Below are 25,325 nucleotides of genomic sequence, written 5' to 3'. Positions count from 1 at the left end.
AAACCTCGAAGGTTTAAGCAACGAGATTGGTGACGATGCTTGATGCTTGGTTTCAACTTCCGAGGTTTGCATAAGTCCAAATAAAAATGCTTTTACTTTGCCCCCGTTTGGATTTGCCAGAGGTTGGCATAAATGCCCTGCTGTTGCAGTAACGCCTCGTGCCGTCCATACTCGGCAATCTTGCCCTGTTCCATGACATAAATACAGTTGGCATTGCGGACGGTAGACAGGCGATGGGCGATCGCGATCGTCGTTCGTCCAACGGTAATCCGCTCCAGCGATCGTTGAATCGCTGCCTCCGTCTCGTTATCTACCGCAGACGTGGCTTCGTCCAAAATCAAGATCGGTGGATCTTTGAGAATGGCACGGGCGATCGCCAGGCGCTGCCGTTGCCCACCAGAGAGCTTCTGCCCCCGTTCACCGACGATCGTCTCGTAGCCCTGAGGCAGTTGTTGAATGAACTCATGCGCTTCGGCAATTTCAGCCGCCGTGACAATTTCGGCTGACGTAGCATCAAAGCTGCCATAGGCAATGTTTTCTGCCACCGTGCCATGAAACAGAAAAACATCCTGATTGACCCACCCGATCGCCCGTCGCAAATCCTGTAACGCTAAGTCTCGCAGTTCAACACCATCCAACGTGATGGTACCTGACTGCACTTCATAGAGCCGCAGCAGCAATTTGACCAACGTACTTTTGCCCGATCCCGTTGCACCCACGATCGCCGTCGTTTCCCCAGCAGGAATATGCAGCGAAAGCCGTTCAATTACAGGCTGGCGATCGGTGTAAGCAAACGTCACGTCCTGAAGATAAATGTCGCCCTGAATCGCAGAGTTTTGAGTTGAACCAGTGGTTAGTTTTTGGTTTTTGGTTGTTAGTAAAGGAGCCGTTTCTGATGTCTGATCGCTGTAGCTTGCTTCTCCGAAGGAATTCGCTGACCGCTGATCGCTAACCGCTGACCGCTTGACCGCTGACTGCTGACCGCTCCTTCCCAACGCTAAATGCCCCGAATGAATCGCGATCGGCGTATCCAACAAATCCATCACCCGCCTGGTCGATGCCATTGCCCGCTGATAGAGATCAAAGGTTTCGCCCAGACGTGTTAGGGGCCACAGCAACGATTGAGTCAGAAAGATCAAAACGCTGTAGCTGCCAACCGAAAGCTTGCCTGCGATCGCTAACTGTCCGCCATACAGCAGCGTTGCCAAAAAGCCCAGCAGCACGAGCATACGAATCAATGGGATAAAGGCGGCGCTGAGGGCGATCGCGCGTCGGTTGCTCTGGCGATATGCCTCACTGTCATGTGCGATGCGTACCGTTTCGTATGCTTCAGTGGCAAAGCTTTTGATGGTGGTGATGCCGCTCAGGTTGTTTGACAGCCGACCATTGAGCAAGCTTACCTTCTCGCGCATATCAGCATAGCGGGGTGCGAGGCGGCGTTGAAAGATGATTGAACCCCAAACGATCAGCGGCATGGGCAACACTGCCATCCATGCTACGGTGGGAGCCAGAATAAAAAACACGCTCCCGATAATAATGGCAGTGGTGCTGACTTGCAAAAGGTCGTTTGCGCCACCGTTGAGAAACCGCTCGAGCTGATTAATATCGTCATTGAGAATCGACAGCAGCCCGCCCGTGCTGCGTTCTTCAAAATATGCCAGTTCTAACTCCTGCAAGTGGTCATACGCATCCAGCCGTAAGTTGTGCTGGATGTTTTGCGCCAGGTTGCGCCAGAGACGATCGTACGCATATTGAAAGGCTGATTCCAGTCCCCAAATGCAAAACGTTAACAGAGACAGGATGACCAATTGAGTAAACAGATCCTGAATGCCAAGACGACCGAACAGTGAATTTTGCTGCTGCACCACAATGTCGATCGCCGTCCCAATCAACGCCGAGGGAGCCAGATCAAAGACTTTGTTTAAAATGGAGCACGCGATCGCCCAACGCACCTGGTTGTGGTAGCCCTGCCCATAGTCCAGCAAACGTTTGATTGGGTGAGCCTGTTGTGAAGGCTGCGCCTGAGATGCATGGGTCGATCGCGAAGAGCGAAAACCTGCTTTCGTTTCCTTTGAGATGGTCGAGCGTTTTGAAAAGAGACGTGACGTGAGCCGAGCCAAAACAGACCTCGCAGCAAAAGGGTAGATGCAGATAAGCTGCCAACCACTCTAGCTAACTTCTTGGCTCAATGAGCGCCACACCAATCGGGACAGGTACTACTGCTTTGCCAACCGTAAGGATGGAACCCACAAATAAGCGTCGTTCTCGCTTCGCGGCTGTAGCCATACGCAACTCCATGATAGTTAGCGCACCCAACACAGGGCTTGGGGCGAGACGGTGTCACATCCGTGAAACCCAACTGCGATCGCAGAATGTGGCGCTTACTCTCCTGCCGTTGCCATTTTGCATGGTCAGCCATTCTGGAGAAGTAATGCATCTTCCCAAACGGGTACTGGGCAGAATCCATGAGCGCTTTAATGAAGTGATAGTCACTAGAGTACCCACAATTGAAACATCACTCCCTCACCCCTATGCCTGAGATAAGAAAAGTCTATCTAAAGACATACCAAAGCAAAAGGAGTTTTGTAGCAATCAATACTGTTTGCAGTTGTGAAAGTAGATTGCGTCCCCTTAGAGCGATCAGCAATGAGTTTTATGTTTCTTCCCAGCTTAACTTGATGCGATGGTTGAGGTGGCAGAGTGATGCGTCACTATGAGAGCAATGAGTTGATCGACCAGTCGATCGCGCTCCAGTGGAATAATGTCCTCCCCATGCAGCAACTCTTGGGTCATGAAGAAATAAATCACCGTACCCATAAACATACGGGCGGCGACGGCTGGATCGGGTAAGTGCAGTGCTGAGCAAGCGGTTAGATAATGCGTCAACGCTTCTAGAGTGGGTTTTTCGGCGTGTTGCACAAAAGCGCGACCGAGTGCTGGAAAGCGACCAGATTCTCCCATCACCAGCCGAATGAAGGTGATCCGTTCAAGGTTGCCAATGCAGCTATCCAGCATATTATTTGCCAATTGACGTAACACCACTTCAGGTGACTCTGGGGGCGACTCCCGTAAACTTTGAGCGCAGTGTGCCCACTGCATTTTCTGTACCATTTGCGCCATCAATGCGTTAAACAGACCCTCCTTATCCTGGAAGTGGCTGTAGATCGTTGGTTTCGATACTCCTGCTGCCATAGCAACCCGATCCATCGTGGTGCCAGCATATCCTTCTTCCAGAAAAATGCGCGTGGCACCATCCAGAATGGCAGCAGTTTTCTCTGGCGATAGGTGTCGTATGGGGTTCGGTGGCTTAACAGATTCCATCAGCAAAACATAGGCTTGACACAACTTTACTAAATCGTTTAGTTTAAAGACAACTTTGCTTAACTAAACGGTTTAGTTGAATATATTCTAGCAGGAGCAGGCATCATGCAGAGTGAACTGATCGGTGCAATCGGAAAACGCTTGCCTTCTTGGAGGTTTTTGATGGTGGCGGCTCTGCTTCTGTCGGGAGGCATTGGCGTTTATGTATGGCGATCGCAGTCCGCCAACACTCAGCCTGCTCAAACGGAAGTCGCGCCTAAAATTCAGACAGTGACAGCGTTGGGCTACCTGGAACCGCGCGGCAAAGTCATCAAGCTATCGGCTCCCAGTTCATCCGGTGGCAGTAGCCGTGTCGATCGACTGTTGGTGAAGCAGGGCGATGCGGTCACAGCGGGACAAGTCGTGGCTGTGTTGGATAGCCACGATCGCCTGCAAGCGGCGTTAGCTGAGGCACAGGAGCAAGTAAAGGTTGCCCAATCCAATCTGGCAGTCGTTAAAGCAGGCGCAAAACGAGGCGAGGTAAACGCTCAGAAAGCCGAGATTGGACGCTTGGAGGCACAGCGTCAGGGCGACAGTCAGGCACAAGCAGCAACCGTTGCCCGACTTCAGGCAGAACTGCAAAATGCTCAGGCGGAGGCATTGCGCTACGAACAGCTATACCAGCAAGGTGCGACTTCAGCGTCTTCTCGGGATACCAAGACCTTGACTTTAGCGACGGCACAACGCAGTTTGCAAGAAGCGCAGGTGGTGCTGAAGCGGATTCAGACCACACGATCGCCCGAACTCTCATCGGCGAAAGCGACCCTCGATCGCATTGCTGAAGTGCGTCCCGTTGATGTCGAAGCGTCACAGGCACAGGTGGATCAGGCGATCGCGGCGGTGCAACAGGCAAAGGCACAGCTTGCTCTAGCCTCGGTACGCGCGCCGCAGGCGGGTGTCGTGCTGGACATTCACACTCGTCCTGGTGAATTGATCTCTACCGATGGCATTGTGGAACTGGGTCAAACGCAGCACATGACTGCTCTGCTGGAAGTCTACGAAACAGACATCGGCAAGGTGAAACTGGGACAACCGACCAAACTCTTTGCCGACAGTCGCGCTGAGCCACTTTCTGGCAAGGTCAGCGAAATCGGTGTGAAGATCAAGCGCCAGAATGTCGTGAATTCTGATACGTCCAGCAACATTGATGCCCGCGTTGTGGAAGTGCGGGTGCAGCTTGATGCCGCTTCTATCCAGAAAGTGGCTGGACTGACCAACTTGCAGGTGACAGGAGAGATTCAATTATGACGCTGACGCTGCCGGAGCAGAAAAAACCGCAGCCAAAACAGGCACCGCGTCTACTGAAACGCCACTTTTGGCAGAGTATGCAAGACCGCACTCCCCTGGGCTGGCTACAACTGAAGAAGAATAAAACGCGGTTACTCGTTGCCGTCGCTGGTATTGGGTTTGCTGACTTACTGATGTTTGCTCAATTGGGCATTCAAGCGGCACTCTTCGACAGCAATACGTTGCTCAATCGGGGTGTAGATGCTGACATCATCATTCGGAGTACACAGTATCGAGATTTGGCTGTATCCAATACCTTTCCACGTCGTCGCTTATATCAAATTCAAGCGCTAGAGGGGATAGAGTCTGCCGAGCCGCTGTATATTGCCACCAAAGAATGGAAAAACCCGCAAACTCGCCGCAAAACACAGCTGACGCTAGTTGGTCAACGTCTCGATCGCCCAGCGTTTAACCTGGCAGAAATCAATCAACAGCTTGACAAACTCAAACAACCCGATGCCTTTCTCTTCGATCGTCTAGCGCGGGGTGATTATGCCACAGTGGTCGCTCAAGCCGAAAAGGGGCAAACGCTTAAAACTGAAATCGAGCGCCGGAGCATTCGAGTTGTCGGGCTGTTTTCCTTGGGTGCATCCTTTTCCAGTGATGGCACGCTGATCACGAGCCAGGAAAATTTCCTGCGGTTCTTTCCCGATCGCGGTGCGGGGCAGGTCACGTTAGGCTTGGTTAAAGTCAAACCGGGTGTTGATCCGCAGCAGGCATTGAGCCAGATCAAAGCGATTTTGCCCCCCGATGCGATCGCGGCTACCAAGCAAGATTATGTTGCTCTTGAGCAAGCCTACTGGGAAAAAACGACACCGATCGGCATTGTCTTCACGTTCGGTACAGTCATGGCGTTTGTCGTCGGCACCGTGATTGTGTTTCAGATTCTTTCGACCGATGTGAACGAACATCTGGGTGAATATGCAACCTTCAAGGCAATGGGCTATCGCGATCGCTATTTGCTCTTGATTGTGCTTGAGGAAGCCATCATCCTGGCAACCCTGGGCTTCATTCCTGGCTTAGCTTTGGCGCTAGGACAGTATGCGCTGATTCGTAACGTGGCAGCACTGCCGATCGGCATGACGTTTGCCCGGTTTACCTTTATCTTTTTTCTGACGCTAGTGATGTGTTCCATCTCTGGCATGATTGCCATGCGTAAGGTGCAGTCTGCCGATCCTGCCGATAGTTTTTAGGAGCAACGATGCATCAAGTACCGACATCGGAAAGCCAGTCCGCTGATGCTTTTACACCTGCGATTCACGTTGAGCAACTCGACCATTTCTTTGGCACAGGCGAACTGCGTAAACAGGTTTTGTTTGACATCAATCTCTCGATCGTCGCGGGTGAAATCGTCATTCTCACGGGACCATCCGGTTCCGGCAAAACAACTCTTCTTTCACTGATGGGTGGGCTACGATCGCCCCAATCGGGCAGCCTCCGTATCTTGAATACAGAACTGGTAGATGCAGCCAAAACCGTTGCAGTGAAGGCGCGGCGCTCCTGTGGTTACATTTTTCAGGCACACAATTTGCACAGCAGTCTCACTGCTCAAGAAAACGTGATGATGGGACTGGAAGTACACGGCACGTATTCTCGTGCAGAGCGACGCGATCGTGCCCTGGAGATCCTGGCGCTAGTCGGCTTAGAGGAGCGTAGTCAGTACTATCCAGAAAACCTGTCGGGCGGACAAAAGCAGCGTGTGGCGATCGCCCGTGCCCTGGTCAGTCATCCTAAAATCGTGTTGGCGGATGAACCGACTGCTGCCTTAGATAAACAATCGGGGCGCGATGTAGTGGATATCATGCAGAAACTTGCCAGAGAACAGGGCTGCACCATTTTGATGGTGACGCATGATAATCGAGTGCTTGATGTTGCCGATCGCATTATCTACATGGAAGATGGCAAGCTGGTTAAAAACCGAGAAGCATCCAGGCTACAGGTTACGGCATGATTTGCTGGCAGTCAACGATGTCTGAAAGTTTAAATCAGTCCTCTTGAAGGCACGATGCGTTTAAAGGATCAGTTCTAAGATATGACTCTTGAGGTCTGCGAAATGACTCTTGAGGTCTGGGAAACGCATCTTGAGATAGCGAATACGACTCTTGAGGTTTGCAAAACGCATCTTGAGGGATCGAATACGATGTTCGAGGTCTGCGAAACGCATCTTGAGGTCTGGGAAACGCATCTTGAGATAGCGAATACGACTCTTGAGGTTTGCGAAACGCATCTTGAGGTAGCGAACACGATGTTTGAGGTCTACAAAACGACTCTTGAGGTTTACAAAACGACTCTTGAAGTCCACAAGACGATGCTTGAGAGTTACTAAATAACGCTTGAGGTCTACGAAACGGTACTTGGGGTCTACGAAATCGAACAAAAGGCTCTTTTGTTCAAAGGCAGCAGCAGATGAGCGAGCTTGATAGCAACAAACAGTTCATACGTACCTTTATCTCTTGTGCTATTTACATTTAATGAGTGGATGGTAATTACAACTAAGGAATGTTGAACGTTAACATTATGAGTAATGCCATCAATCTAAAGCCAGTGCTGGATTTCCTGATTCAGCTTCAGGACAACAACGATCGCGCTTGGTTTGAGCAGCATCGAGCCAGTTACGAGAATGCCAAAACGCAATTCGAGCAGCTTGTGGATGAAGTGATTGCTGAATTTAGAGCGATCGAAGATCTGGGAAACATTACTGCCAAAGACTGCGTGATGCGGATTTATCGAGATGTTCGGTTCTCGAAAGACAAGTCGCCGTATCGAACGCACTTCGCCGCGTCGATCGCGGCTGGCGGCAAAAAGTCATCCCGAATGCCCTACTACCTGCACCTTGCACCGCAGAATCAATCCTTTCTTGCTGGCGGCTTGTATATGCCCACAGCGGCACAACTGACTCGCTTTCGAAAAACCATCGATCACGATGCCAAACCCTTCAAAGCGCTGCTTAACCACAAAACATTTAAGCAGTGGTTTGGTGAACTCAGCGGCGAAAAACTGAAGACGGCTCCGCAAGGGTATGCTCGTGACCACAAAGAGATTGAGCTATTGCGACTCAAACAGGTGATTGCAACTCATCCCGTGTCTGATGAAGCCGTTTTAGCGGCTACCTTTCCGGCTCAAATGATTGAAATTTTTAGCGGTTTGAAGCCGTTGTTGGACTATTTGAACCGTTTTGCGGCGATCGATTGAGAGGGTTTATGTAGTCGCGGTTTTAACGTCACACATAGTTCAATCACCCCCTGAAGTTGGGTCAAAAGCAAAACCGCACCTCATCCCAACTGCCAAACCTTCACCTTACTATCCGAACTGCCACTCACCAGCACCTGTCCATCGGCTGCAAGGGCTACAGCATTAACAGCGCTAATGTGTGCGGTCAAAGTGCCCATGAGACTGCCTGCTTCCAGATTCCAGAGTTTGATGGTGGTATCGCTACTGCCGCTGATCAGGAGTTTGCCGTCACCGCTCAGGGCGATCGCGTTCACCGAATCCATGTGCCCAGCCAAAGTTCGCACCACAGCACCTGTAGCCAGATCCCATACCTTGATGGTTTTGTCTTTGCTGCCGCTGACGAGCGTCTTACCATCGGGTGTAATCACGACTGCGTTGACCGAATTGAAGTGTCCATTGGGCAAGGTGCGGACTGGCTCATTGGTTCGCAGGCTCCATAGCTTAATCTGATTATCCAGTCCACCACTGACGAGAAATTGACCGTTGGGGCTGAGCGCAACCGATCGCACCATGCCAGCCAACCCGGAAAAGGAGCGTAATAGATCACCTGTTGCCAGTTTCCATAGCCTTACCGTCCGGTCTTCACTACCACTGGCAAGCAGTTGCCCATCGGTGCTGATCACAACTGAGTTTACATCTCTGGTGTGTCCAGCCAGCGTTCGCAGCAGATTGCCATCGGCTAGTTGCCAGAGACGAACCGTATCGTCATCACTGCCACTGACCAGGGTTTGTCCATCCGGGCTGATACTCAGGCAGTTGATGGGTTTATGATGTCCCGTTAGCGTTTGCAACAGCGATCCGGTTGTCCGTTCCCAGATTTTAATGCTGTCATCTAAGCCACCACTGGCGATCGTTTGCGCATCAGGACTGATCGCCACGGCTGTCACCCAACGGGAATGCCCCGTGAGAGTATGGAGGCAGTGCCATGTCTGCGCTGATGCTGGTTGCCTGGAAACAGGTGCTCTGGAGGTCGGCGCACCCGATACACGTGGCTGATTGCTGGGCGGTTTACTGACGTTTGGCTGACTGATAGGCGATCGACTGACAGGTGAGTTGCTGGCTACCGAAGGAGCGGGTGGCGCTGAAGCCGTTGGTGGGGCGACTGGATTTCTGCTGGCAGCGATCGGGGAACGTGAGAGTGCTGTCCGTAGATCTTTCATCACCGCATCCGCAGAGGCATAGCGTTCGCTGACCAAATCCTTCAGCATTTTGTCTAAGATTTGCGCGATCGGTTCACTAATCGTCCGCCCCTTCTCGCTCAAACGGTCGCGCCAGAGCCAGCGTCCTTCTAACGGATCGTAGAGATCTTCTGGCTTGATTTGCGTCATTAGAAAAAGACAGGTGGCACCCAAACTATAGATATCGCTGGCGGGATACGCTTTACCGCTCCGCAACTGCTCGATCGGTGCGTAGCCTTCGGTGCCAATTTTTGTCCCCGGTTGGGCAGCCGTTTCGATCGACAACAGTTTGGCAACGCCAAAATCAATCAGCACCAGCTTGTTGTCAAACTTGCGGCGAATGATGTTAGACGGCGTAATATCCCGGTGAATCACCTGATGGTCATGTACAAATTTGAGGATGGGCAAGATGCCAGCCAGCACCTCGCGGATGCGCTGCTCGATAAACACACCATTTTGCGCCAGTTCTTGCAGCAGCGTGTTGCCTTCGATGAACTGCTGGACTAAATAGAGACGTTGATCGTGTTCAAAATACGCCAGTAACGCTGGGATTTGTGGATGTTCGCCCAATTCATTGAGCCGCACTGCTTCTTGCTCAAACAGCTTGACGGCTTTTTCGAGCGCTTTTGTGCCCTGCAACTGGGGCGAGAACTGCTTGATGACGCACCAGGCTTTGAGTCGATCGTCGTCTGCCGCCAAATAAGTTCTGCCAAACCCCCCTTGCCCGATCGGTCGCATCACTCGATAGCGTCCTCTCAATAGCGGTATCAGCTTCGTGCCACAGCTCAGGCAGAATTCAGCCTCGTCGGCATTTTGGGGATGCTGGCAGTCTGGATTGAGACAACAGGTCATAGCTGATGCACCAGGAACGTATTGTTTATTTTCCCCGATTCGTTGCGTTATGGGTGATTGTTCTCAAGCGATCGCCAGGACTTGCTGACACGATCGCCTCAACCATGCGTGAATGCCACTGTCGCACGTATGTTCGATCGCAGCTTATGAGCCTAAGAGCTGGCTAAAAAACAACTGCACATTTTTGGATCAGCTATCAGCTATCAGCTATCAGCTATCAGCTATCAGCTATCAGCTATCAGCTTTTCGCTGACGGCTGACGGCTGACGGCTACAGACCATGCTGTGATTTCTGTATAACCTCCTGAGCGGCTAAGACACCATTGTTTAAATGGCATTGAACCTCTTCTCACGTCAGGCAGTCTAACGTTCTACAAATGCTTGCTTCGTCCTGGCGATGCCGCTAATCCAAAACCCCTAAGCCCTATTCGTTTGAACAACGTATGACTACGCAGAAATTTCTCGCCCGCACTGCTGTTCTAGTGGCTACAACTGTCCTGGTTACGGGTGCTGCCAGCATTTCTAAGAGTTGGGCAGAGCCGCAGCCCGGTCCGAAACAATTGGTTGATGAAGTCTGGCAGATTCTCGATCGAAACTACGTTGATGGCAGTTTTAACCAGCAGGACTGGAAAGCGGTGCGGCAAGACTACATCGGTCGCTCCTATAGTTCTAAAAAACAGGCGTATGCAGCGATTCAGCAAATGGTTGCGAAACTGGGCGATCGCTACACCGAGTTCTTTGAACCACAGGCGTATAACGCCCTCAATACTGAAATTAGCGGCAACCTATCGGGTGTGGGGCTTGAACTGGCTGCCAACGATAAAACGAAAGCCCTGACGGTTGTGGCTCCGATTGAAAAATCGCCTGCGGCTTCTGCGGGCATTTTGCCTGCCGATGTGATCACTAAAATCAATGGGCGATCGACGCAGGGCATGAATATTAACGACGCGGTGAAGCAAATCAAAGGTGCAGCAGGCACTCAGGTGGTGCTCAGTATTCTTCGTGGGAACCAAAACCTTACGTTTAAGCTGACCAGAGCCAACATCAGGCTTAATCCAGTGTCTTTCCGTTCCGAAACGACTGCCGCTGGCAAGATTGGCTACATCCGCTTACCAGAGTTCACACAGACATCTCCGGCTGAGATGAATCGAGCCATTGTCGCGCTAGAAAAGCAGGCTGTGCAAGGCTACGTCCTTGATTTGCGCTCAGATCCCGGTGGGCTGCTGGATGCCAGCCTGAAAATTGCCAGCATGTGGATGGAGCAAAAGCCGATCGTCTCTCTGGTCAATCGGCAAGCCGTCAGAGAACGCTATGCAACAAGCGGGCGATCGCTGACCAACAAACCTTTAGTCGTGCTAGTAGATGGTGGTTCTGCCAGCGCCAGCGAGATTCTGGCAGGGGCGCTTCAGGATAATGGTCGTGCTGTCCTGGTTGGTACGCGCACGTTTGGGAAAGGGTTGGTGCAAGCCGTACAGCCACTGGAAGATGGTTCTGCGATTAAGCTCACGATCGCCAAGTACTACACCCCTAAAGGTCGTGATATCAACCGCGTTGGTATTACCCCCGATGTGATTGTCGGACTCACCGATGATCAGAAAAAAACGCTAGTCCAAAAGCGTCAGGTTGCAACAGCAGCCGATCCTCAATACACCAAAGCCCTTTCAAGTTTGAGGCAGCTCATTCAAACAAAGGCAGCGGCTCCCAGACAGACAGCCATCACTATGAGAACAGTGCTTAAGTGAACAGAACTGACGCAGTTTGACCAGAACCTCTGAGGTTAAAGCGACGACATTGGTGAGGATGCTTGATGCTTGGTTAAAACCTCCGAGGTTTGCGCAATACCAATTCTATAAAATCGCCCTACAGATTTGTTCTTGCTGCTGACCGCTGACCACTGACCGCTGACTGCCAGCCGAAGCTTGCCTGTGTAGCCACAGTTTAGTGAAATGGTATAAGCCCTAGTGAAGACAGTGCTCTCACGACAGCAAGGCTTGATCGCGTGACCGATCGCTAACGATTGGCACTGCTACCGATGATGTCTATCAAGAAGGCAGAGGTATAGAGGCGATCGGCTTTAACTCCCTGGCGGCAACACTGCGGCGAGTCGCTTCAACAAAGCGACCCACACGGATCGGGTCGATCGGCTGTTCACGGCGACCGTGCCGCTTGAGGGATGTAGAGGCAATCACACCATCAGCCGCCTGCATCAACGTCGAAACGTTCTCCCAGTCTGCACCACTACCAATGAAGACAGGTGTGCCATGTGCAGCAGCAGCAGCGAGTTCCAGATCGTCCAAACTGGGCGGACTGCCCGTTGCCCACCCAGATAAAATCACGGCATCGGCTAAACCGCGCTCAATAGTATCCTGCACCGCGACCGTCAGATTAGGCGAACTGAGCGGATGAGCATGTTTAACCAGCACGTCGGCAAAGATTTTGACCCCGCTACCCAATTCACGTCGATAGCGCAGCAGTTCATGCGCGTTGCCTTCAATCAGCCCTTGGTCGGTTGCCATCACTCCAGTCAGGACGTTGACGCGGATAAATTGGGCATCGGTGCAAGTGGCGATCGCCAGCGCACTCCTTGCATCATTGCGCAAAACATTAATGCCGATCGGCAGCGTCACCATTTGCTGTAGGCGGAGCACAATCAAGCTCATGGCGCTTACCACAGCCGGATCAACCTGATCCTTGGGAAAGGGCGCATCAAAAAAGTTTTCGACTATGATGCCATCAACGCCACCAGAGGCAAGGGCAGTGGCTTCCTGTTCAGCGCGATCGATCACTACCTTCAAACTGCCACCCCACAGTGCTGAGGTTGGCAGCGGCAAGAGATGAACAACACCAATAACCGGGTTAGAAGTCTTGAAGATTTGAATTAAGTCCACGTGCGTAAAGGATTCGGACTCATCTGAAAAGGACTGGCTGTTAGAATCATAACTTTTAACCGTCCTCGTATTGCTTGCAAAAGGACTTTAGCTCTCAATGGAGACGCTGCCATCCAACTATCTCGTTCAGGATGCCATGGGCATTTGCGTAAAGTATCGTAATATTCTAATTTTTGCGCTATGATAAGCAGTGTTGACATCTGGGCGATTGCAATGAGCGGTAGCTGCAAAGGCTGCTGTTGAGTTTGAGGCGAAGGGTTAATCCGTCGCATGAGCGATCGCTACAGCTTACCGACCACCCTTCCCAACTCCATCAGAAATAGGATTTCATGGGCAACAAGCCAACGATTGCCGTTACACATTTGGGCTGCGAAAAAAATCGCATTGATACAGAACATATGCTGGGACTTTTAGTTCAAGCAGGTTACGAAGTTGATTCCAATGAAGATCTAGCCGATTACGTTATTGTCAATACTTGCAGTTTTATTCAAGCTGCCCGCGAAGAATCTGTCCGCACTTTAGTAGAGTTGGCAGAGGCGGATAAAAAGATTGTGATCACAGGCTGTATGGCACAGCACTTTCAGGAGCAGCTCTTGGAAGAACTGCCAGAGGCTGTGGCGATCGTTGGCACAGGCGATTATCACAAAATCGTGAACGTCATTGAGCGCGCTGAGTCGGGAGAACGCGTTCAGGAAGTGTCTCAAGAGCCGATTTACATCGCTGATGAGTCAACGCCCCGCTATCGCACCACGACTGAAGGCGTAGCGTACCTTAGAATTGCAGAAGGCTGCGATTACCGCTGTGCCTTTTGTATCATTCCTCATTTAAGAGGAAAACAACGATCGCGCTCGATCGAGTCTATCGTGGCGGAAGCAGAACGATTGGTTTCTGAGGGCGTGCGGGAAATTATTTTAATTTCCCAGATCACTACTAATTATGGGCTGGATATTTACGGCGAACCTCGTCTGGCAGAGCTTTTGCGGGCGTTGGGCAAGGTGGATATTCCCTGGATTCGGATGCATTACGCCTATCCAACTGGGTTGACCCCCAGCGTGATTGCTGCGATTCAGGCTACGCCCAACGTCTTGCCCTACCTGGATCTCCCCCTCCAGCATTCTCATCCAGAGGTGCTGCGATCGATGAACCGTCCGTGGCAGGGGCAGGTGAATGATGGCGTGATCGATCGTATCAAGGCAGCGATCCCCAATGCAGTGCTGCGAACAACGTTTATCGTCGGGTTCCCCGGTGAAACGGATGAGCATTTCCATCACCTGCTGGAGTTCGTGCAGCGTCACGAGTTTGATCATGTCGGTGTCTTTACCTTCTCGGCTGAAGAGGGCACACCCGCGTACAGCTTGCCTCATCAACTACCTCAGTCTGTGATGGACGATCGCCGGGACGCGCTGATGACCATCCAACAGCCCATTTCCCTTAAGCGAAACCGGGCAGAGGTGGGCAAGGTGGTTGATGTCCTGATCGAGCAAGAAAACCCTGAAACGGGTGAATTGATTGGTCGGTCTGCTCGTTTCTCACCCGAAGTCGATGGCTTGGTTTACGTCCAGGGTCACGCAGCACTGGGTACGCTGGTTCCCGTGACGATCGCTGATGCCGATGTGTATGACCTGTATGGTCGTGTAGCAACAGCGGCTGATTTGCTTCCCACGCAGCTATTAGCTGTCCCTTGATTCAACGTTCAGAGCGCTGTACCTGCGTTAAGTCATGACTTGACTTAATGCAACCAACCGAATCTTTGCGTCAACTTTTTGCAGCTAATTAACTCTTATATTCTCAACCTAGGAGATTCAATGACCCTTTCGTTTAATAGTCTTGGTCTTTCCGAAGCTCGTATTCGGCACCTCGAAACAATGGACTTTACAGTCCCTACTGCGATTCAAGCGCAAGCGATCCCCCACCTCCTCTGCGGACGCGATGTTGTGGGGCAGGCACAGACGGGCACTGGTAAAACAGCCGCTTTTGCGTTGCCCATTCTAGACCGCATTGATGTCAAACTGCCCGCTGTGCAGGCGCTTATCCTCACACCGACGCGAGAATTGGCGATGCAAGTGGGTCAGGCAATTCGTGGCTTTATCGACGATCGCCGTCTAAAAGTTGTCACCATTTACGGTGGTCAGGCGATCGATCAACAGATTTCTCGCCTTGAGCGCGGTGCTCAAATCGTTGTGGGCACACCCGGACGCGTGCTCGATCTTCTTAGTCGCGGTGACCTACGGTTAAACCAGTTGACCTGGATGGTGCTTGACGAAGCCGATGAAATGCTCAACATGGGCTTTATTCAAGATGTAGAGAAAATTCTTAGTCAGGCACCGATCGAGCGCCAAACGGCTTTCTTCTCTGCCACGATGGAGCCATCGGTGAGGAAGTTGGTGACAAAGTTCCTGCGATCGCCCATCACGGTCACGATCGAGCAGCCGAAAACTGCACCGACCCGTATCAATCAAGTTGCCTACATGATCCCTCGCGGCTGGACAAAGGCACGTGCCCTTCAGCCGATCCTGGAACTGGAAGATCCTGAAGCCGCGCTGATCTTTGTCCGTACCCGCAAAGCGGCGGCAGAACTAACCAGTCAACTGCAAGCGGCTGGTCATAGCGTCGATGAATATCATGGCGATCTTAGCCAGTCGCAGCGAGAACGTCTTTTGCTACGGTTCCGTCAACGCCAAGTGCGCTGGGTTGTAGCGACAGACATTGCGGCTCGTGGCATTCACGTTGATGATCTGACGCACGTGATCAACTACGATTTACCCGATAGCGTCGAAAACTACGTCCACCGTATTGGTCGGACTGGACGGGCTGGTAAAGAAGGTACGGCAATTTCTTTGGTACATTCGCTCGATCGCCGCAAGCTGCGCGATATCGAATTCCACATGCGTCAACGGTTGGAAATTGTCTCTATTCCTACTCGCGCTCAGATTGAAGGTCGTCAGCTCGAAAAGCTTCAGGGTCAAATTCGAGAAGCGCTGGTGGGCGAACGGATGGCATCCTTCTTACCGATCGTGGCACAACTGTCGGAAGAGTATGAGCCACACGCGATCGCAGCCGCCGCACTGCAAATGGCATACGACCAGACTCGTCCTACCTGGATGCGTTCCAATCAAGATCACGTTGAGGAGCCATCTCATGGGGGCGGCTCTCATGGTGGTAGCGGTTCGCCCAAGCCTAAGCCCGTCAAACGCGGCAGAGGCGCTGGCAATGCTGAAAACCAAGTCTCGCCGTCGCTTGATCGTTAATGCCAGTTCTTGATGCGATGCGATGACGGTTATCACTGAGACAATGGTCTTAGAATAAGCTTGTGAATTGTACTAGGGTGGGCAGTGCCCACCCTAGTTTGTAGTTCTTGTCTCTAAACAGTCTTTACAGTGCTCTCAACCGACCTTCTTGCTTTTTATCGTCGAGTCAGTCAGCAACTGTTGACCGTTGTGGACGTGGAGACAACTGGGCATCGTGCCTCTGGAGGCTGCCGCGTCATTGAAGTATCCGTTTTACAGGCGACTTTGAGCGAGGGTATTCGGCAGCAGCAGACGCATTTAGTGAATCCACAAGTGCCTGTACCAGAGATGATTACACGGTTTACAGGCATTGATCAGGCGATGGTGGAGCAAGCGCCGCTAGCGAAAGATGTTTGGCACCTGTATTTACCATTGCTAAACACAGGCGTACTGACGGCTCACAACTTTGCGTTTGACTATGCGTTTTTGTGTGCAGAGCTTGCTCAGCTAGAGATAGCGTTTGCGCGATCGCCCAACGAACAGCTCTGCACTGTAATTTTGGCTCGCCTGATGTTGCCCGATTTGCCCTCCCGTAGCTTGCCTGATTTGGTCAGGCATTTTCAGTTTCCGGTGGGTCATTCGCATCGTGCCGAAGCGGATACGATCGCTTGCTGGCTCCTGGCAGAACGGTTACTCACGGAGGTGCAAAACGAGACAGATGAGACGTTACTGCCTCGCTTTGCCAAGCAGTGGTTGCCTTTAGGTGATGCCGCTACCATTCTGGGTTGCTCAGGCAAGCAGGCACGATCGCGCCTTGAAAAAGCAGGCGTACTCCCCCGTTTCGTTGGTCGCTACAAAACGCCGATGTATCAGCGTGGAAGCGTTGAGCGTACCTTCCTGGAATCTGCTGAACCAACGCAGCTTTCGTGGCTGTAAGGGGGACTTGACGCAAATGAGCCTTACTTCTCTTGAACTTGCTGATGGTGAGCAAGGCGAGAAACCACGTTGTAAGCGTCGGAACCAGGAGGAGTGATTTCCTCAGGACCTTCGGTTGCACCATCGATCGCCTTCCACGCTTCCATGCCACCTTTTAACTTCGCCACATTGAGAAAACCTGCTTCCTTCAGTTTGGTTGCTGCCTGATTGGTTTCGTCGTCGGTAGCACCATAAACATAGATGTCACGCACCTGGTCAACCGATTGGGCACCATCGACTAGCCGCTCTAAAGGCATCGGCATAGCACCCATAATGTGACCTCGATTGAAGGCATCACGATCGCGCACATCTAGTATGGTCAGCGCCGGTTCGCCCCACTCTAAACGCGACTTCAGATCGTGAGCAGACGATTCAGCTTTTAAGCCTGGTGGTGTAGGGGTTAGATTCGGCAGCGCCTCTTTTGCATTTTCGATCGTATTCTGAATGTTTTCCATAACCAATTTGACCTACAACAACACTGTCGAGTGTAGTGATAAGCCACGTGTCATTAACTCATCCTATAGAAAGAGCTAACCTGACAAACGATCGTGGAGTAGAAACGTCCATAAAGCTGTCGTTCTATGCCCACTGGCTGAGCGTTTGAATCTGTTGTTTTAGCTACTTGGCGTAAAGGTCAGCGATCGCTCTGCCGCCGTGAGGTCACTTTCCTGCACATCTAACCGCAGTACTCTGCCCGTCGGTCCTACAATCAGCCGAGGCAAGGTTTTGTGATCAACCACTTGCAGCGTTGTCATGTTGTAGGTGGTGTAGCGAGTAGACGCAGCATCCCAATCAACATCAATCACCGTGAGCGTTTTGAATGGTGCCAGTCGACTGTTAAGCAACGGGCGTGGACCCGCACCTAAGGCGCTGGTATGAAGCAGCTCTAGCTTGCCGCTGTGAGCAGGGTAATACGCATGGTCATGCCCGCTGATGTAGGTATGCACGCCATGTTTCTCCAGCATCGCCTGTAGCTTGTCAGCGCCAGCAATAATTTCTCCCAATTCATCACGTCCAACAGCAACCGCATAAAGAGGCAGATGCCCGATCGCAAAGCGCATTTTGGCAGATTGTGCCGCCGGACTTGCCAGACTCTTGTCTGCCCAGGCGATCTGTTCTGGTGGAATGCGAGAAGTCGATGCATCCCAGACCAAATAGAAAATATCTTTGTGCTGAAAGGTGTAATAGAAGGGAAAGCCTGCACGATCGACAAACTGGAGATTCGGGTTATGACCAGGCGCATTCCAGTACGCCGCCGTGAGTTCACGATCGTCGTTAAACAGAAACTTACCCCCAACAGACAGCGCTCCTGAAGCATCGTGATTCCCGATCGTAAACCCAAAGGGTAATCCTGTTTGCCGCAGCGGTGCGCCAACGTGCCGCTCAAAACCATCCCACATTGCTTGAATTTGATCACGACCGAGTGACGGCGACTGACCAGCGACCATATCGCCACCACCGAGCACTACATCCGGCTTCCAGTCGGGAATGAGCGCGATCGCCTTGTGTACTTCTGCCTCGTAGTCTGTTGAGCCATAGGCACTGTTCAAGTCGCTAATGACGACAATACGGGCATCCCCACGCACGGGAGCAAACAAACCTTTGGGCGCGATCGCACGGTTTGTGGTTGCCACTGTTGTGGTTGCCACTGATTGCCCGGTTGCTGCAACTGTAGGCGAGGGCGCACTTGTCGATGGAAGAGACGGAGGGCGATTAGCAGCACCGCTCGTCAACACTTTATGCGCCAGAGTCGCCACGCCAACCCCACCGATCGCTCCACTCAAGACTAAAAACTGACGACGGCTGAGACTCATAGACAAAGGGATGAGGGCTAAAGGATGAAAGCTTACAGAAATCTGATCACTGATCGCTAACCGCTGAAAGCTGAAAGCTGAAAGCTGACCGCTAACTGCTAAGATGATCTCTGCTAAGGTAGCACCCGTAAGAATCTACCGCGTTTAAGCCTGTTTGTGCTGCCTGGGAGAGAAATTTTATGTCGCAGGATCAGCCTCCATCAACAGAAAACAGCTCTGAACCGTCACTAGAAGCCGCAGTAGAAACTTCACAAGCTGCTACAACAGAGGCAAGCGTAGAAGCAGAGCAACCCTCAACGGCAGCGGAATCGTCAAATCCAGAAATGGTCAGCCAGCGATCGACCCCTACACGCAGATCTTCCTCAGAAAACGATGAAATTCTACCGCAAACACTACTGAGACTTGTGGGCGAAGCGTTTGTAGCTGCACAGCCGCCGCTTAAAAATCAGAGCATTAAAGCGTTACGGAGCACTATCCAACTCTTAGAAAAAACAGTTGAGCGCCTGGAAGCTGAACCTGTACCCAAACAGGCTAGAAAAAGAGCACCAGCGTCAAGTAAGGCTTCTGAGAATGCTTTGCCCTCGTCTTCGCAAGCGCTTACTAATAAACGGGCACCGACCTTTTCGACTGACGCGCTGGGGGAGAAGTACCGTGCATTCTGGCAGCAGGTCTGGCGATCGTGGAGACCGCTTCTCAGGCAAATTCGCGATCGCCTGCCCGCCGCAATCAACCGCAAGTTTTCGGATCAAGCGTTAACTGGAGCGATCGGAGGTATCCTCATTCTCTTCTTGTGGACGGCATCGTCACTGCTGCCTGCGAAGCCACAGCCGACCACGATCGCTAAAACACCTCCAGCCGAGACGGTTATTCCCTCGCCGATACCTGCACCAACGCCAATTCCACCCCTTGTCAAAGCACCAGACGTGCCTAAGTCCGTGGAAATTAGCCCCGCTCCAAGCAAACCAGTCATTTCTCCTCCACCTCTCAGATTGACTCCAGAACAGGCATTAATTGCCCGAATTCAGAACCAGGTCTCAGCCATTAGCAACCAATATGCCAGCGGTTTGGTTCAATCTGTGCAGGCGAACTTCCGTGGTAGCCGCTTGATTGTCAATATCAGTGATGGGTGGTATGACTTGAGCCGATCGCAGCAAGACAACTTAGCAGGCGAAATTTTGCGGCGTACTGAAACGCTGGACTTCATCAAGCTTGAAATGGTCGATGCATCCGGCAAATTGCTTGCTCGTAGTCCTGTCGTTGGTTCCGAGATGATTATCTTGAAACGCTCAAACGCACTGTCAGAAGCCGTTTAAGGCAGCGCTTTTTTGAGCCAATACTGAACCTGCCCAGGTGGATAGTCATTCCATTGCGCTACGACCTGATAACCCAACTTCTCATAAAATCCCCTTGCCTGAAAGCTGAACGTACCTAATCTGGCAACCGTGCAGCCTCTATTGCTTGCTTCTTGCTCTGCGAATTTCATGAGCTGTCTTCCGTAACCCTGGTAGCGATACGCTTCGTGTACCCACAGCAAATCAATTAAAAGCCAGTTCCAGCAAGACGTTGAGCCTATAAGTCCACCCAAAATTGTTTGTTGCTCATCCAGCAGCAGAATTTCCAGCGGTTTTTTCGTTTGACGTGCGGCGGCTGTAAAAAATGCTTCGACTTCAGAACACCCTTCGCTAAATATATCCAGCTTTGCATTGATGTAATTGCGGTAAGACTGGTTCTCTGTCTCAAACAGCGCAAAACGATGGTGTAGCGAGCCAGCGTGCTTGCTCTCTGCTAACGTCTTACCTGTGCAAACGGTAGTTTGAAGTGCTGCGCTGTATGCTCTGACCTGAAGATCGACTCCAGTAATAGCAGTACCAACTACTACTGCATAAGCGCCTAGATCAAGCGCCTGTCGTGCCATCTGCGGTGACGTAATGCCACCCTCGCAAATGATCGGTACATTGATCGCGTTGATCATCTGAGCGAGGAGATCAAACCCAGGCGGACTCTGATGGCTTGTTGCAGTGGTATAGCCATAGAGCGTGGTGCCAATTAGATCAGCGCCAGCCCTGGCAGCCACGATCGCTGCCTCTAAGGTATCCACATCTGCCATCACAGGTTTGCCCAATTCCGTATGAATGCGGGCAATCAGTGACTCTAGCGTTTCACCACCAGGACGAGCGCGGAGAGTGGCATCGATCGCGATGATGTCTGCACCTGCTTGTGCGATCGCCTGTGCATGGTGAAATTGCGGGGTAATGTAAACCTCAAACCCTGGAATTTGCTGCTTCCATAGCCCAATAATCGGCGCTGTGGTTTGGTGGCGTACTGCCTCTACGTGATTTGGTGTATCCAGCCTCACACCAACCGCTCCCTGATTGACGGCTGCTTGGGCAAGGCTCGCAATGACAACAGGATTGTGTATCGGCGAATCGCTCGGAGCCTGACACGACACAATCAAGCCGTGCTGGAGATTCTGCACTAAGTTGACGAATGCTGACATAAAACAGTGTAAAAGTTGATCGTCAGCGTCTGAAGCCTTACTAACAACTAGCAACCGCAAACTGCCAGTCAGTCCTGCAAAATGCCATCTTCTAGTATGGCGACCCGATCGGCAACATCAATTAAGCGTGGATCGTGAGTCACAATTAAGACCGTGCGAGCGCTCTGTTTAGCAAGCTGACGTAAGAGTTCGATGACAGCGTGCCCACTATGAGAGTCAAGTGCAGCCGTTGGCTCATCTGCCATGATGATTTGCGGGTCGCCTGCTAACGCACGGGCGATCGCCACTCGCTGCTTTTGACCTCCCGACAAATCTCGTGGCAAATGGTTGCTGCGATCGTCTAGTCTTACCTGTGAGAGCAGTTCCTGCGCCATTCGACGACGATTAGAGGCACCACGAATACCCTTGACTTTTAACGCCACCTCCACGTTCTCGGAAGCCGTTAGAGCTGGAAACAAATTAAAGCCCTGAAAGATGAAGCCAATGTTTTCTAACCGGAAATGGGCGAGTTGTTCTCTCGACATTTTCGTAATTTCTTGACCAAGCAGTTTGACACTGCCCGCAGTCGGGGTGAGAATACCAGCCAAAATCGACAGCAGCGTCGTTTTACCAGAACCGGACGGTCCCATTAAGAGCTGAATATCGCCTTGTTGAATTGCTAAGTCCACTCCACGTAGTACCTGGTAAACTTGCGAACCAGAGTGGTATACCATTTCAACACCCGTCGCTTCAATAGCCTGCTCCTTATACCGTTCCACAACCACTGAGGGAGACGCAGCTCGATCGCGAACCTGAGTAAAACTAGCAAAATTAACTTGAGAAGCAGTCATTCGTTTAGAGTCGATGAATCGATCAGATAGCAACGGTAAAGCATAAAAAGGTCGGAAAAACCGAGCATAAGTCGTAGTGGTTAGATTAGCTTCACCCAGCCAGACCCTTTTTCCTTAAAAAGTCAAGCCACGCTAGCCTACTTAATGCGGTTGAAACGATTAATTTACATAGCGTAACGCTCTGTATAGTGTAACGAATCAATAGACCTATTCGCATCGCTCCTTTCGGCAGAGTTTGAGGAACGGCTATGCCTTAAACACAATAGCGGGATCAACCTTTGTCACTTTTTGAATCGCGAACATTGCTGATCCAACGCACATAACGACTGTGATCAAAAAGACACCAGCAGCCGTCATCGGACTAATCAAAATCATGATACCCTTCGCTGCCATAGTCCACGTACCTAAGCCAATGCAGAGCACCATACTTGGTAGGTAACCCAAGACAGCCATCCACAGCGCCTGCTCCGTAATCACGCGATAAATGATCCAGTCAGATGCACCCATTGCTTTGAGTGTGCCGTACTCCTTAATGTGATCTGCAACCGAGGAGTAAAGAATTTGACTGACCACCACCATGCCCACGACGAAACCGACCGTTGCACCTAAGCCTAAAATAAAGCCGACTCCAGTCCGCTTTTCCCAGTAATCACGGGTTTGTTGTGCCATTTCAGCCCTCGTTAAAGCACGAGTACCAGGGAGAGCTGACTCTAAGCGCTTGCGTAGGGTTGGCAGATCCTGACCAGGCTTTGCCTGTATCAGAATAAAGGTGATGGAGTCGGACAAAGAGAGCTTGCGGGGTGGCGGTGGCGGAGTACCAGTGGACGATCGCGCGGGAGCCGCATCGACATTGTTGAGAACCTGAACCTCCCCGTTTTGAATGCGAATATTTGCCGTTGAACTGAGACCAGACGTTGAGAAGGCATTTGCCGTTTCAAGCGATGTGAAGACAGCCGCACTGGATGCCATCGATTGAGTGTTTTCGACCAAACCAACTAATTTTGCCGGAAGGGCACCGATCGAGCCAGAATCGCCGACCTGCTTCAAATCAATGGCTGACAACTGAGCCTTATCAACCATCATGGTATACGGGGTATTCAAGGCGTTTAGTTCGCCTTGAGCCAGTTTCCAATTTGCGAACAATTGTCCTTTGGGATCAAAGCCATAGAGACGAACAGGCGCAATGCGACGATCAGGGGAGCGCCAGAGTGCGGCTCGAATCATCAATGCTTCGGCACGCTCTACACCTTCGACATCCCGCGCTTTGACCATCTGCTCCAACGGTAGGGGAGATGTGACTTCCAAATGCACCATATCTTCAGAAGCAACCCAAAGGTCAGCGCTGGACTGGTCAATGAGCAAACCCGTCGATCGCGTAAAGCCATTCAGAATCCCAATCTGAATGGTGACCAGACTGACTGCAAACATAATCCCCGCCTGAGCAACCAAGAAGCGGGGTATATCCTCAAATAAATTCTTGCGGGCAATGGATGCCATATTTGATGTATAGCCACAGCCATACTGGTTAGGACGGGGTACAGGGGTAGAACCCCTGGCTGGAGGCAACGCCCCACACCCCCTTTGCTTCCAATGTCCTAAGCGTTGTGGCGACAGCTATATCTGAGAACGCAGCTTAGGCAATACTGTTTCCCGTGCCGAGCAATCTGGCATCAAGAGCTTCTAATCTTAATACATATGAGTTATACATATGAGTCCTTCAAGCGGTTTGAGGCTTCAGTTAAGCAACTAACTCAAACCTCAAACCGCAGGTCGATCGCTAGTGGGTAGACCCGCTCAAACTGGGTTTAGCGGCGACATAAGCTGGAAGCGTTTGGCGAAGACGATCGCCGTATAGAGCCAGCGCGTTACCACCCAGTAGTAATTCGAGGTAGTCGCGATCGTATTCTGCGCCTGTTGCCGCATCCTTCACGCAGTCCTTTAGAACGCCGTCCCAGTGACCGTAGTCACCGGAGAAACAGGTGAGATGCTTGCCCGCTTCACCTAGACCGATCGGCAGGTAAGACGGACCAGGGTCATCTGATTCAAAGGACGTAAAGATTTGCCCACGCTTGAAGTAATCCATTGGATCACGGTGGCGCAGATCGTAGTGTTCGTAGAGGCTAGCATCATCAATTTTGGTGGGGTCGTTTTCCTTCGTCCACATCAGGTCAAAGATGCTTTTCGCCTGGCTGATGATGTTGGTATTGTTGTGTGTGCCGCGTTCCTGAATCATCAGTTTCGTGAAGTCCATGAGTGACGGACGGTAGGGATGCTTGGGATCAAAGTCGCGAATCCGCTTTTCCCAATGTTCGTGCATGGCGTGGGCAAGGTCAGGTACCCAGCCACAGCCGCCTTCCAGAAAGCCAACCCGCAGCGTCGGAAACTGTTCAAACGCACCATCAAACACCATGCGGGTCATCGCGTGCTGCTGCTGGTTGCGCTGCACAAAAATGTGGTTCAACACAAAGGTTTCCATGTGGTCAGAAATGCCGCCCATCATGTAAGAACCAGGACCGCCATGAATCCCTAACGCTATGTCAAGATCAACGGCTGCTTGCAGAATGGGTCGGAAATCAGGGTGACTGATGGCTTTGCAGGTACGGATTTCGGGGAAGGCATCTGGCGCTTTGGGATGAGGAATCGGCATGTTAGGTGCAACTGCCACCGCAATGAGTCCCAGTTCATTGACGCAGCGGTGCATTTCGGCGACAGCGGCATCAACATCCTGAAGTGGCAGGACACCGATCGGCTTAAGGCGGTGATCATAGCCCCGGCAATCGTCAGCGATGTAGCTGTTGTATGCCTTGCAGAGGGCGATCGCCAAGTCTTTGTCTAACAGGCTGGAGAAAATCAGGTTTAAGGTGCCGTAGATCACCTGGACATCAACCCCCTCCTGATCCATGTGCTGAATCCGCACCTTGTTAAACATCGCACCCAGAGTGGTGTCAGGGTGGAGATTACGGAAGCCGCCTTTGCCCAGCCCCTGCGGCTGAGGGAACATGCGGAGGTAGTCGGCTTTACCTGTTGCGGGATTCACATCAATCACTTTTGCCCGTTGGTCGCCCAGGCTATCGACAACCAAGCCAATGCGATCGCGGTACTCTGGTTCAATGTAGTCTCGTAAAACTAGAGGATTCTCTAGCTTGTGAGCATCGGCATCAACGACCAGTAAACCTTCGTACATGCA

22 protein-coding genes and 1 pseudogene are annotated in these 25,325 nt (G+C 51.6%); 11 read left to right on the top strand and 12 right to left on the bottom strand.

Going from position 1 to position 25,325, the window contains the following annotated elements:
* Positions 1 to 92: 92 nt before the first annotated feature.
* The 3 genes from AC5JO6_RS07825 to AC5JO6_RS07815 form a co-directional block, all read right to left on the bottom strand.
* Positions 93 to 1,994 carry an ABC transporter ATP-binding protein gene (locus AC5JO6_RS07825; protein ID WP_496080528.1) on the bottom strand — a complete coding sequence of 634 codons (1,902 nt, stop codon included), beginning with the start codon at positions 1,992 to 1,994 and terminating at the stop codon, positions 93 to 95.
* 191 nt (positions 1,995 to 2,185) lie between these two features.
* Positions 2,186 to 2,467, bottom strand: a complete 282-nt coding sequence (locus AC5JO6_RS07820) for a hypothetical protein (protein WP_496080492.1) — start codon at positions 2,465 to 2,467, stop codon at positions 2,186 to 2,188.
* A 203-nt stretch (positions 2,468 to 2,670) separates the two neighbouring features.
* Complete coding sequence (locus AC5JO6_RS07815; protein WP_496080491.1) at positions 2,671 to 3,321, bottom strand: TetR/AcrR family transcriptional regulator; 651 nt, start codon at positions 3,319 to 3,321, stop codon at positions 2,671 to 2,673.
* Between the two features lie 105 nt (positions 3,322 to 3,426).
* Here AC5JO6_RS07815 and AC5JO6_RS07810 point away from each other — a divergent pair, with 105 nt between their 5' ends.
* From AC5JO6_RS07810 to AC5JO6_RS07790, 5 genes are all read left to right on the top strand, one after another.
* On the top strand, positions 3,427 to 4,608 hold the full coding sequence (locus AC5JO6_RS07810) for an HlyD family secretion protein (RefSeq protein ID WP_496080490.1): 1,182 nt from the start codon (positions 3,427 to 3,429) through the stop codon (positions 4,606 to 4,608).
* Between the two features lie 77 nt (positions 4,609 to 4,685).
* Positions 4,686 to 5,840 (top strand): ABC transporter permease DevC, encoded by a 1,155-nt coding sequence (devC, locus tag AC5JO6_RS07805; RefSeq protein ID WP_496080527.1) that lies wholly within the window; start codon positions 4,686 to 4,688, stop codon positions 5,838 to 5,840.
* 8 nt (positions 5,841 to 5,848) lie between these two features.
* Positions 5,849 to 6,598 carry a DevA family ABC transporter ATP-binding protein gene (locus AC5JO6_RS07800; protein ID WP_496080489.1) on the top strand — a complete coding sequence of 250 codons (750 nt, stop codon included), beginning with the start codon at positions 5,849 to 5,851 and terminating at the stop codon, positions 6,596 to 6,598.
* 81 nt (positions 6,599 to 6,679) lie between these two features.
* On the top strand, positions 6,680 to 6,973 hold the full coding sequence (locus tag AC5JO6_RS07795) for a hypothetical protein (protein ID WP_496080488.1): 294 nt from the start codon (positions 6,680 to 6,682) through the stop codon (positions 6,971 to 6,973).
* A 191-nt stretch (positions 6,974 to 7,164) separates the two neighbouring features.
* Positions 7,165 to 7,839, top strand: coding sequence for a DUF2461 domain-containing protein (locus AC5JO6_RS07790; RefSeq protein WP_496080487.1), 675 nt, complete (start codon positions 7,165 to 7,167; stop codon positions 7,837 to 7,839).
* Positions 7,840 to 7,919: 80 nt separating this feature from the next.
* On the opposite strand, the gene AC5JO6_RS07785 is transcribed toward AC5JO6_RS07790, so the two are convergent.
* Positions 7,920 to 9,908 carry a protein kinase domain-containing protein gene (locus AC5JO6_RS07785; protein WP_496080486.1) on the bottom strand — a complete coding sequence of 663 codons (1,989 nt, stop codon included), beginning with the start codon at positions 9,906 to 9,908 and terminating at the stop codon, positions 7,920 to 7,922.
* A gap of 5 nt (positions 9,909 to 9,913) precedes the next feature.
* On the opposite strand from AC5JO6_RS07785, the gene AC5JO6_RS07780 reads away from it, so the two are divergent.
* Entirely contained in the window at positions 9,914 to 10,075 is a 162-nt protein-coding gene (locus AC5JO6_RS07780) for a hypothetical protein (RefSeq protein ID WP_496080485.1), read from the top strand.
* 275 nt (positions 10,076 to 10,350) lie between these two features.
* Complete coding sequence (locus tag AC5JO6_RS07775; RefSeq protein ID WP_496080484.1) at positions 10,351 to 11,649, top strand: S41 family peptidase; 1,299 nt, start codon at positions 10,351 to 10,353, stop codon at positions 11,647 to 11,649.
* 300 nt (positions 11,650 to 11,949) lie between these two features.
* Here the strand turns inward: AC5JO6_RS07775 and btpA are convergent, their stop codons facing one another.
* Positions 11,950 to 12,795: a photosystem I biogenesis protein BtpA gene (gene btpA / locus AC5JO6_RS07770; RefSeq protein WP_496080483.1), complete on the bottom strand. Its 846-nt coding sequence runs from the start codon at positions 12,793 to 12,795 to the stop codon at positions 11,950 to 11,952.
* Positions 12,796 to 13,124: 329 nt separating this feature from the next.
* Here btpA and rimO point away from each other — a divergent pair, with 329 nt between their 5' ends.
* The 3 genes from rimO to AC5JO6_RS07755 all read left to right on the top strand — a co-directional run bounded on the left by rimO (position 13,125) and on the right by AC5JO6_RS07755 (position 16,958).
* Complete coding sequence (rimO, locus tag AC5JO6_RS07765) at positions 13,125 to 14,480, top strand: 30S ribosomal protein S12 methylthiotransferase RimO (protein WP_496080482.1); 1,356 nt, start codon at positions 13,125 to 13,127, stop codon at positions 14,478 to 14,480.
* 120 nt (positions 14,481 to 14,600) lie between these two features.
* Positions 14,601 to 16,043: a DEAD/DEAH box helicase gene (locus AC5JO6_RS07760; RefSeq protein ID WP_496080481.1), complete on the top strand. Its 1,443-nt coding sequence runs from the start codon at positions 14,601 to 14,603 to the stop codon at positions 16,041 to 16,043.
* Between the two features lie 129 nt (positions 16,044 to 16,172).
* Positions 16,173 to 16,958: a 3'-5' exonuclease gene (locus AC5JO6_RS07755; protein ID WP_496080480.1), complete on the top strand. Its 786-nt coding sequence runs from the start codon at positions 16,173 to 16,175 to the stop codon at positions 16,956 to 16,958.
* 23 nt (positions 16,959 to 16,981) lie between these two features.
* Here the strand turns inward: AC5JO6_RS07755 and AC5JO6_RS07750 are convergent, their stop codons facing one another.
* Both AC5JO6_RS07750 and AC5JO6_RS07745 read right to left on the bottom strand, forming a co-directional pair.
* Positions 16,982 to 17,452: a rhodanese-like domain-containing protein gene (locus tag AC5JO6_RS07750; RefSeq protein ID WP_496080479.1), complete on the bottom strand. Its 471-nt coding sequence runs from the start codon at positions 17,450 to 17,452 to the stop codon at positions 16,982 to 16,984.
* Between the two features lie 159 nt (positions 17,453 to 17,611).
* The gene (locus AC5JO6_RS07745; protein ID WP_496080478.1) at positions 17,612 to 18,811 is read right to left on the bottom strand and encodes a metallophosphoesterase family protein; all 1,200 of its coding nucleotides are present in this window, start codon (positions 18,809 to 18,811) and stop codon (positions 17,612 to 17,614) included.
* A gap of 179 nt (positions 18,812 to 18,990) precedes the next feature.
* On the opposite strand from AC5JO6_RS07745, the gene AC5JO6_RS07740 reads away from it, so the two are divergent.
* The gene (locus AC5JO6_RS07740) at positions 18,991 to 20,124 is read left to right on the top strand and encodes a hypothetical protein (protein ID WP_496080477.1); all 1,134 of its coding nucleotides are present in this window, start codon (positions 18,991 to 18,993) and stop codon (positions 20,122 to 20,124) included.
* Here the strand turns inward: AC5JO6_RS07740 and AC5JO6_RS07735 are convergent.
* The 5 genes and pseudogenes from AC5JO6_RS07735 to AC5JO6_RS07715 all read right to left on the bottom strand — a co-directional run bounded on the left by AC5JO6_RS07735 (position 20,121) and on the right by AC5JO6_RS07715 (position 25,322).
* Complete coding sequence (locus tag AC5JO6_RS07735; protein WP_496080526.1) at positions 20,121 to 20,432, bottom strand: GNAT family N-acetyltransferase; 312 nt, start codon at positions 20,430 to 20,432, stop codon at positions 20,121 to 20,123. The genes AC5JO6_RS07740 and AC5JO6_RS07735 overlap by 4 nt on opposite strands.
* 66 nt (positions 20,433 to 20,498) lie before the next feature.
* Positions 20,499 to 21,308, bottom strand: a pseudogene (locus tag AC5JO6_RS07730) (N-acetylmannosamine-6-phosphate 2-epimerase); the annotation flags it as partial.
* Positions 21,309 to 21,376: 68 nt separating this feature from the next.
* Positions 21,377 to 22,138, bottom strand: coding sequence for an ABC transporter ATP-binding protein (locus tag AC5JO6_RS07725; protein ID WP_496080476.1), 762 nt, complete (start codon positions 22,136 to 22,138; stop codon positions 21,377 to 21,379).
* 246 nt (positions 22,139 to 22,384) lie between these two features.
* Positions 22,385 to 23,635, bottom strand: coding sequence for an FtsX-like permease family protein (locus AC5JO6_RS07720; protein WP_496080525.1), 1,251 nt, complete (start codon positions 23,633 to 23,635; stop codon positions 22,385 to 22,387).
* A 280-nt stretch (positions 23,636 to 23,915) separates the two neighbouring features.
* Positions 23,916 to 25,322: an amidohydrolase family protein gene (locus AC5JO6_RS07715; RefSeq protein ID WP_496080475.1), complete on the bottom strand. Its 1,407-nt coding sequence runs from the start codon at positions 25,320 to 25,322 to the stop codon at positions 23,916 to 23,918.
* Positions 25,323 to 25,325: the final 3 nt, after the last annotated feature.

This window comes from Tildeniella sp., from assembly GCF_059505325.1.
Note: the sequence above shows the minus strand (reverse complement) of the source record. Positions and strands in the feature narration are given on the sequence as shown.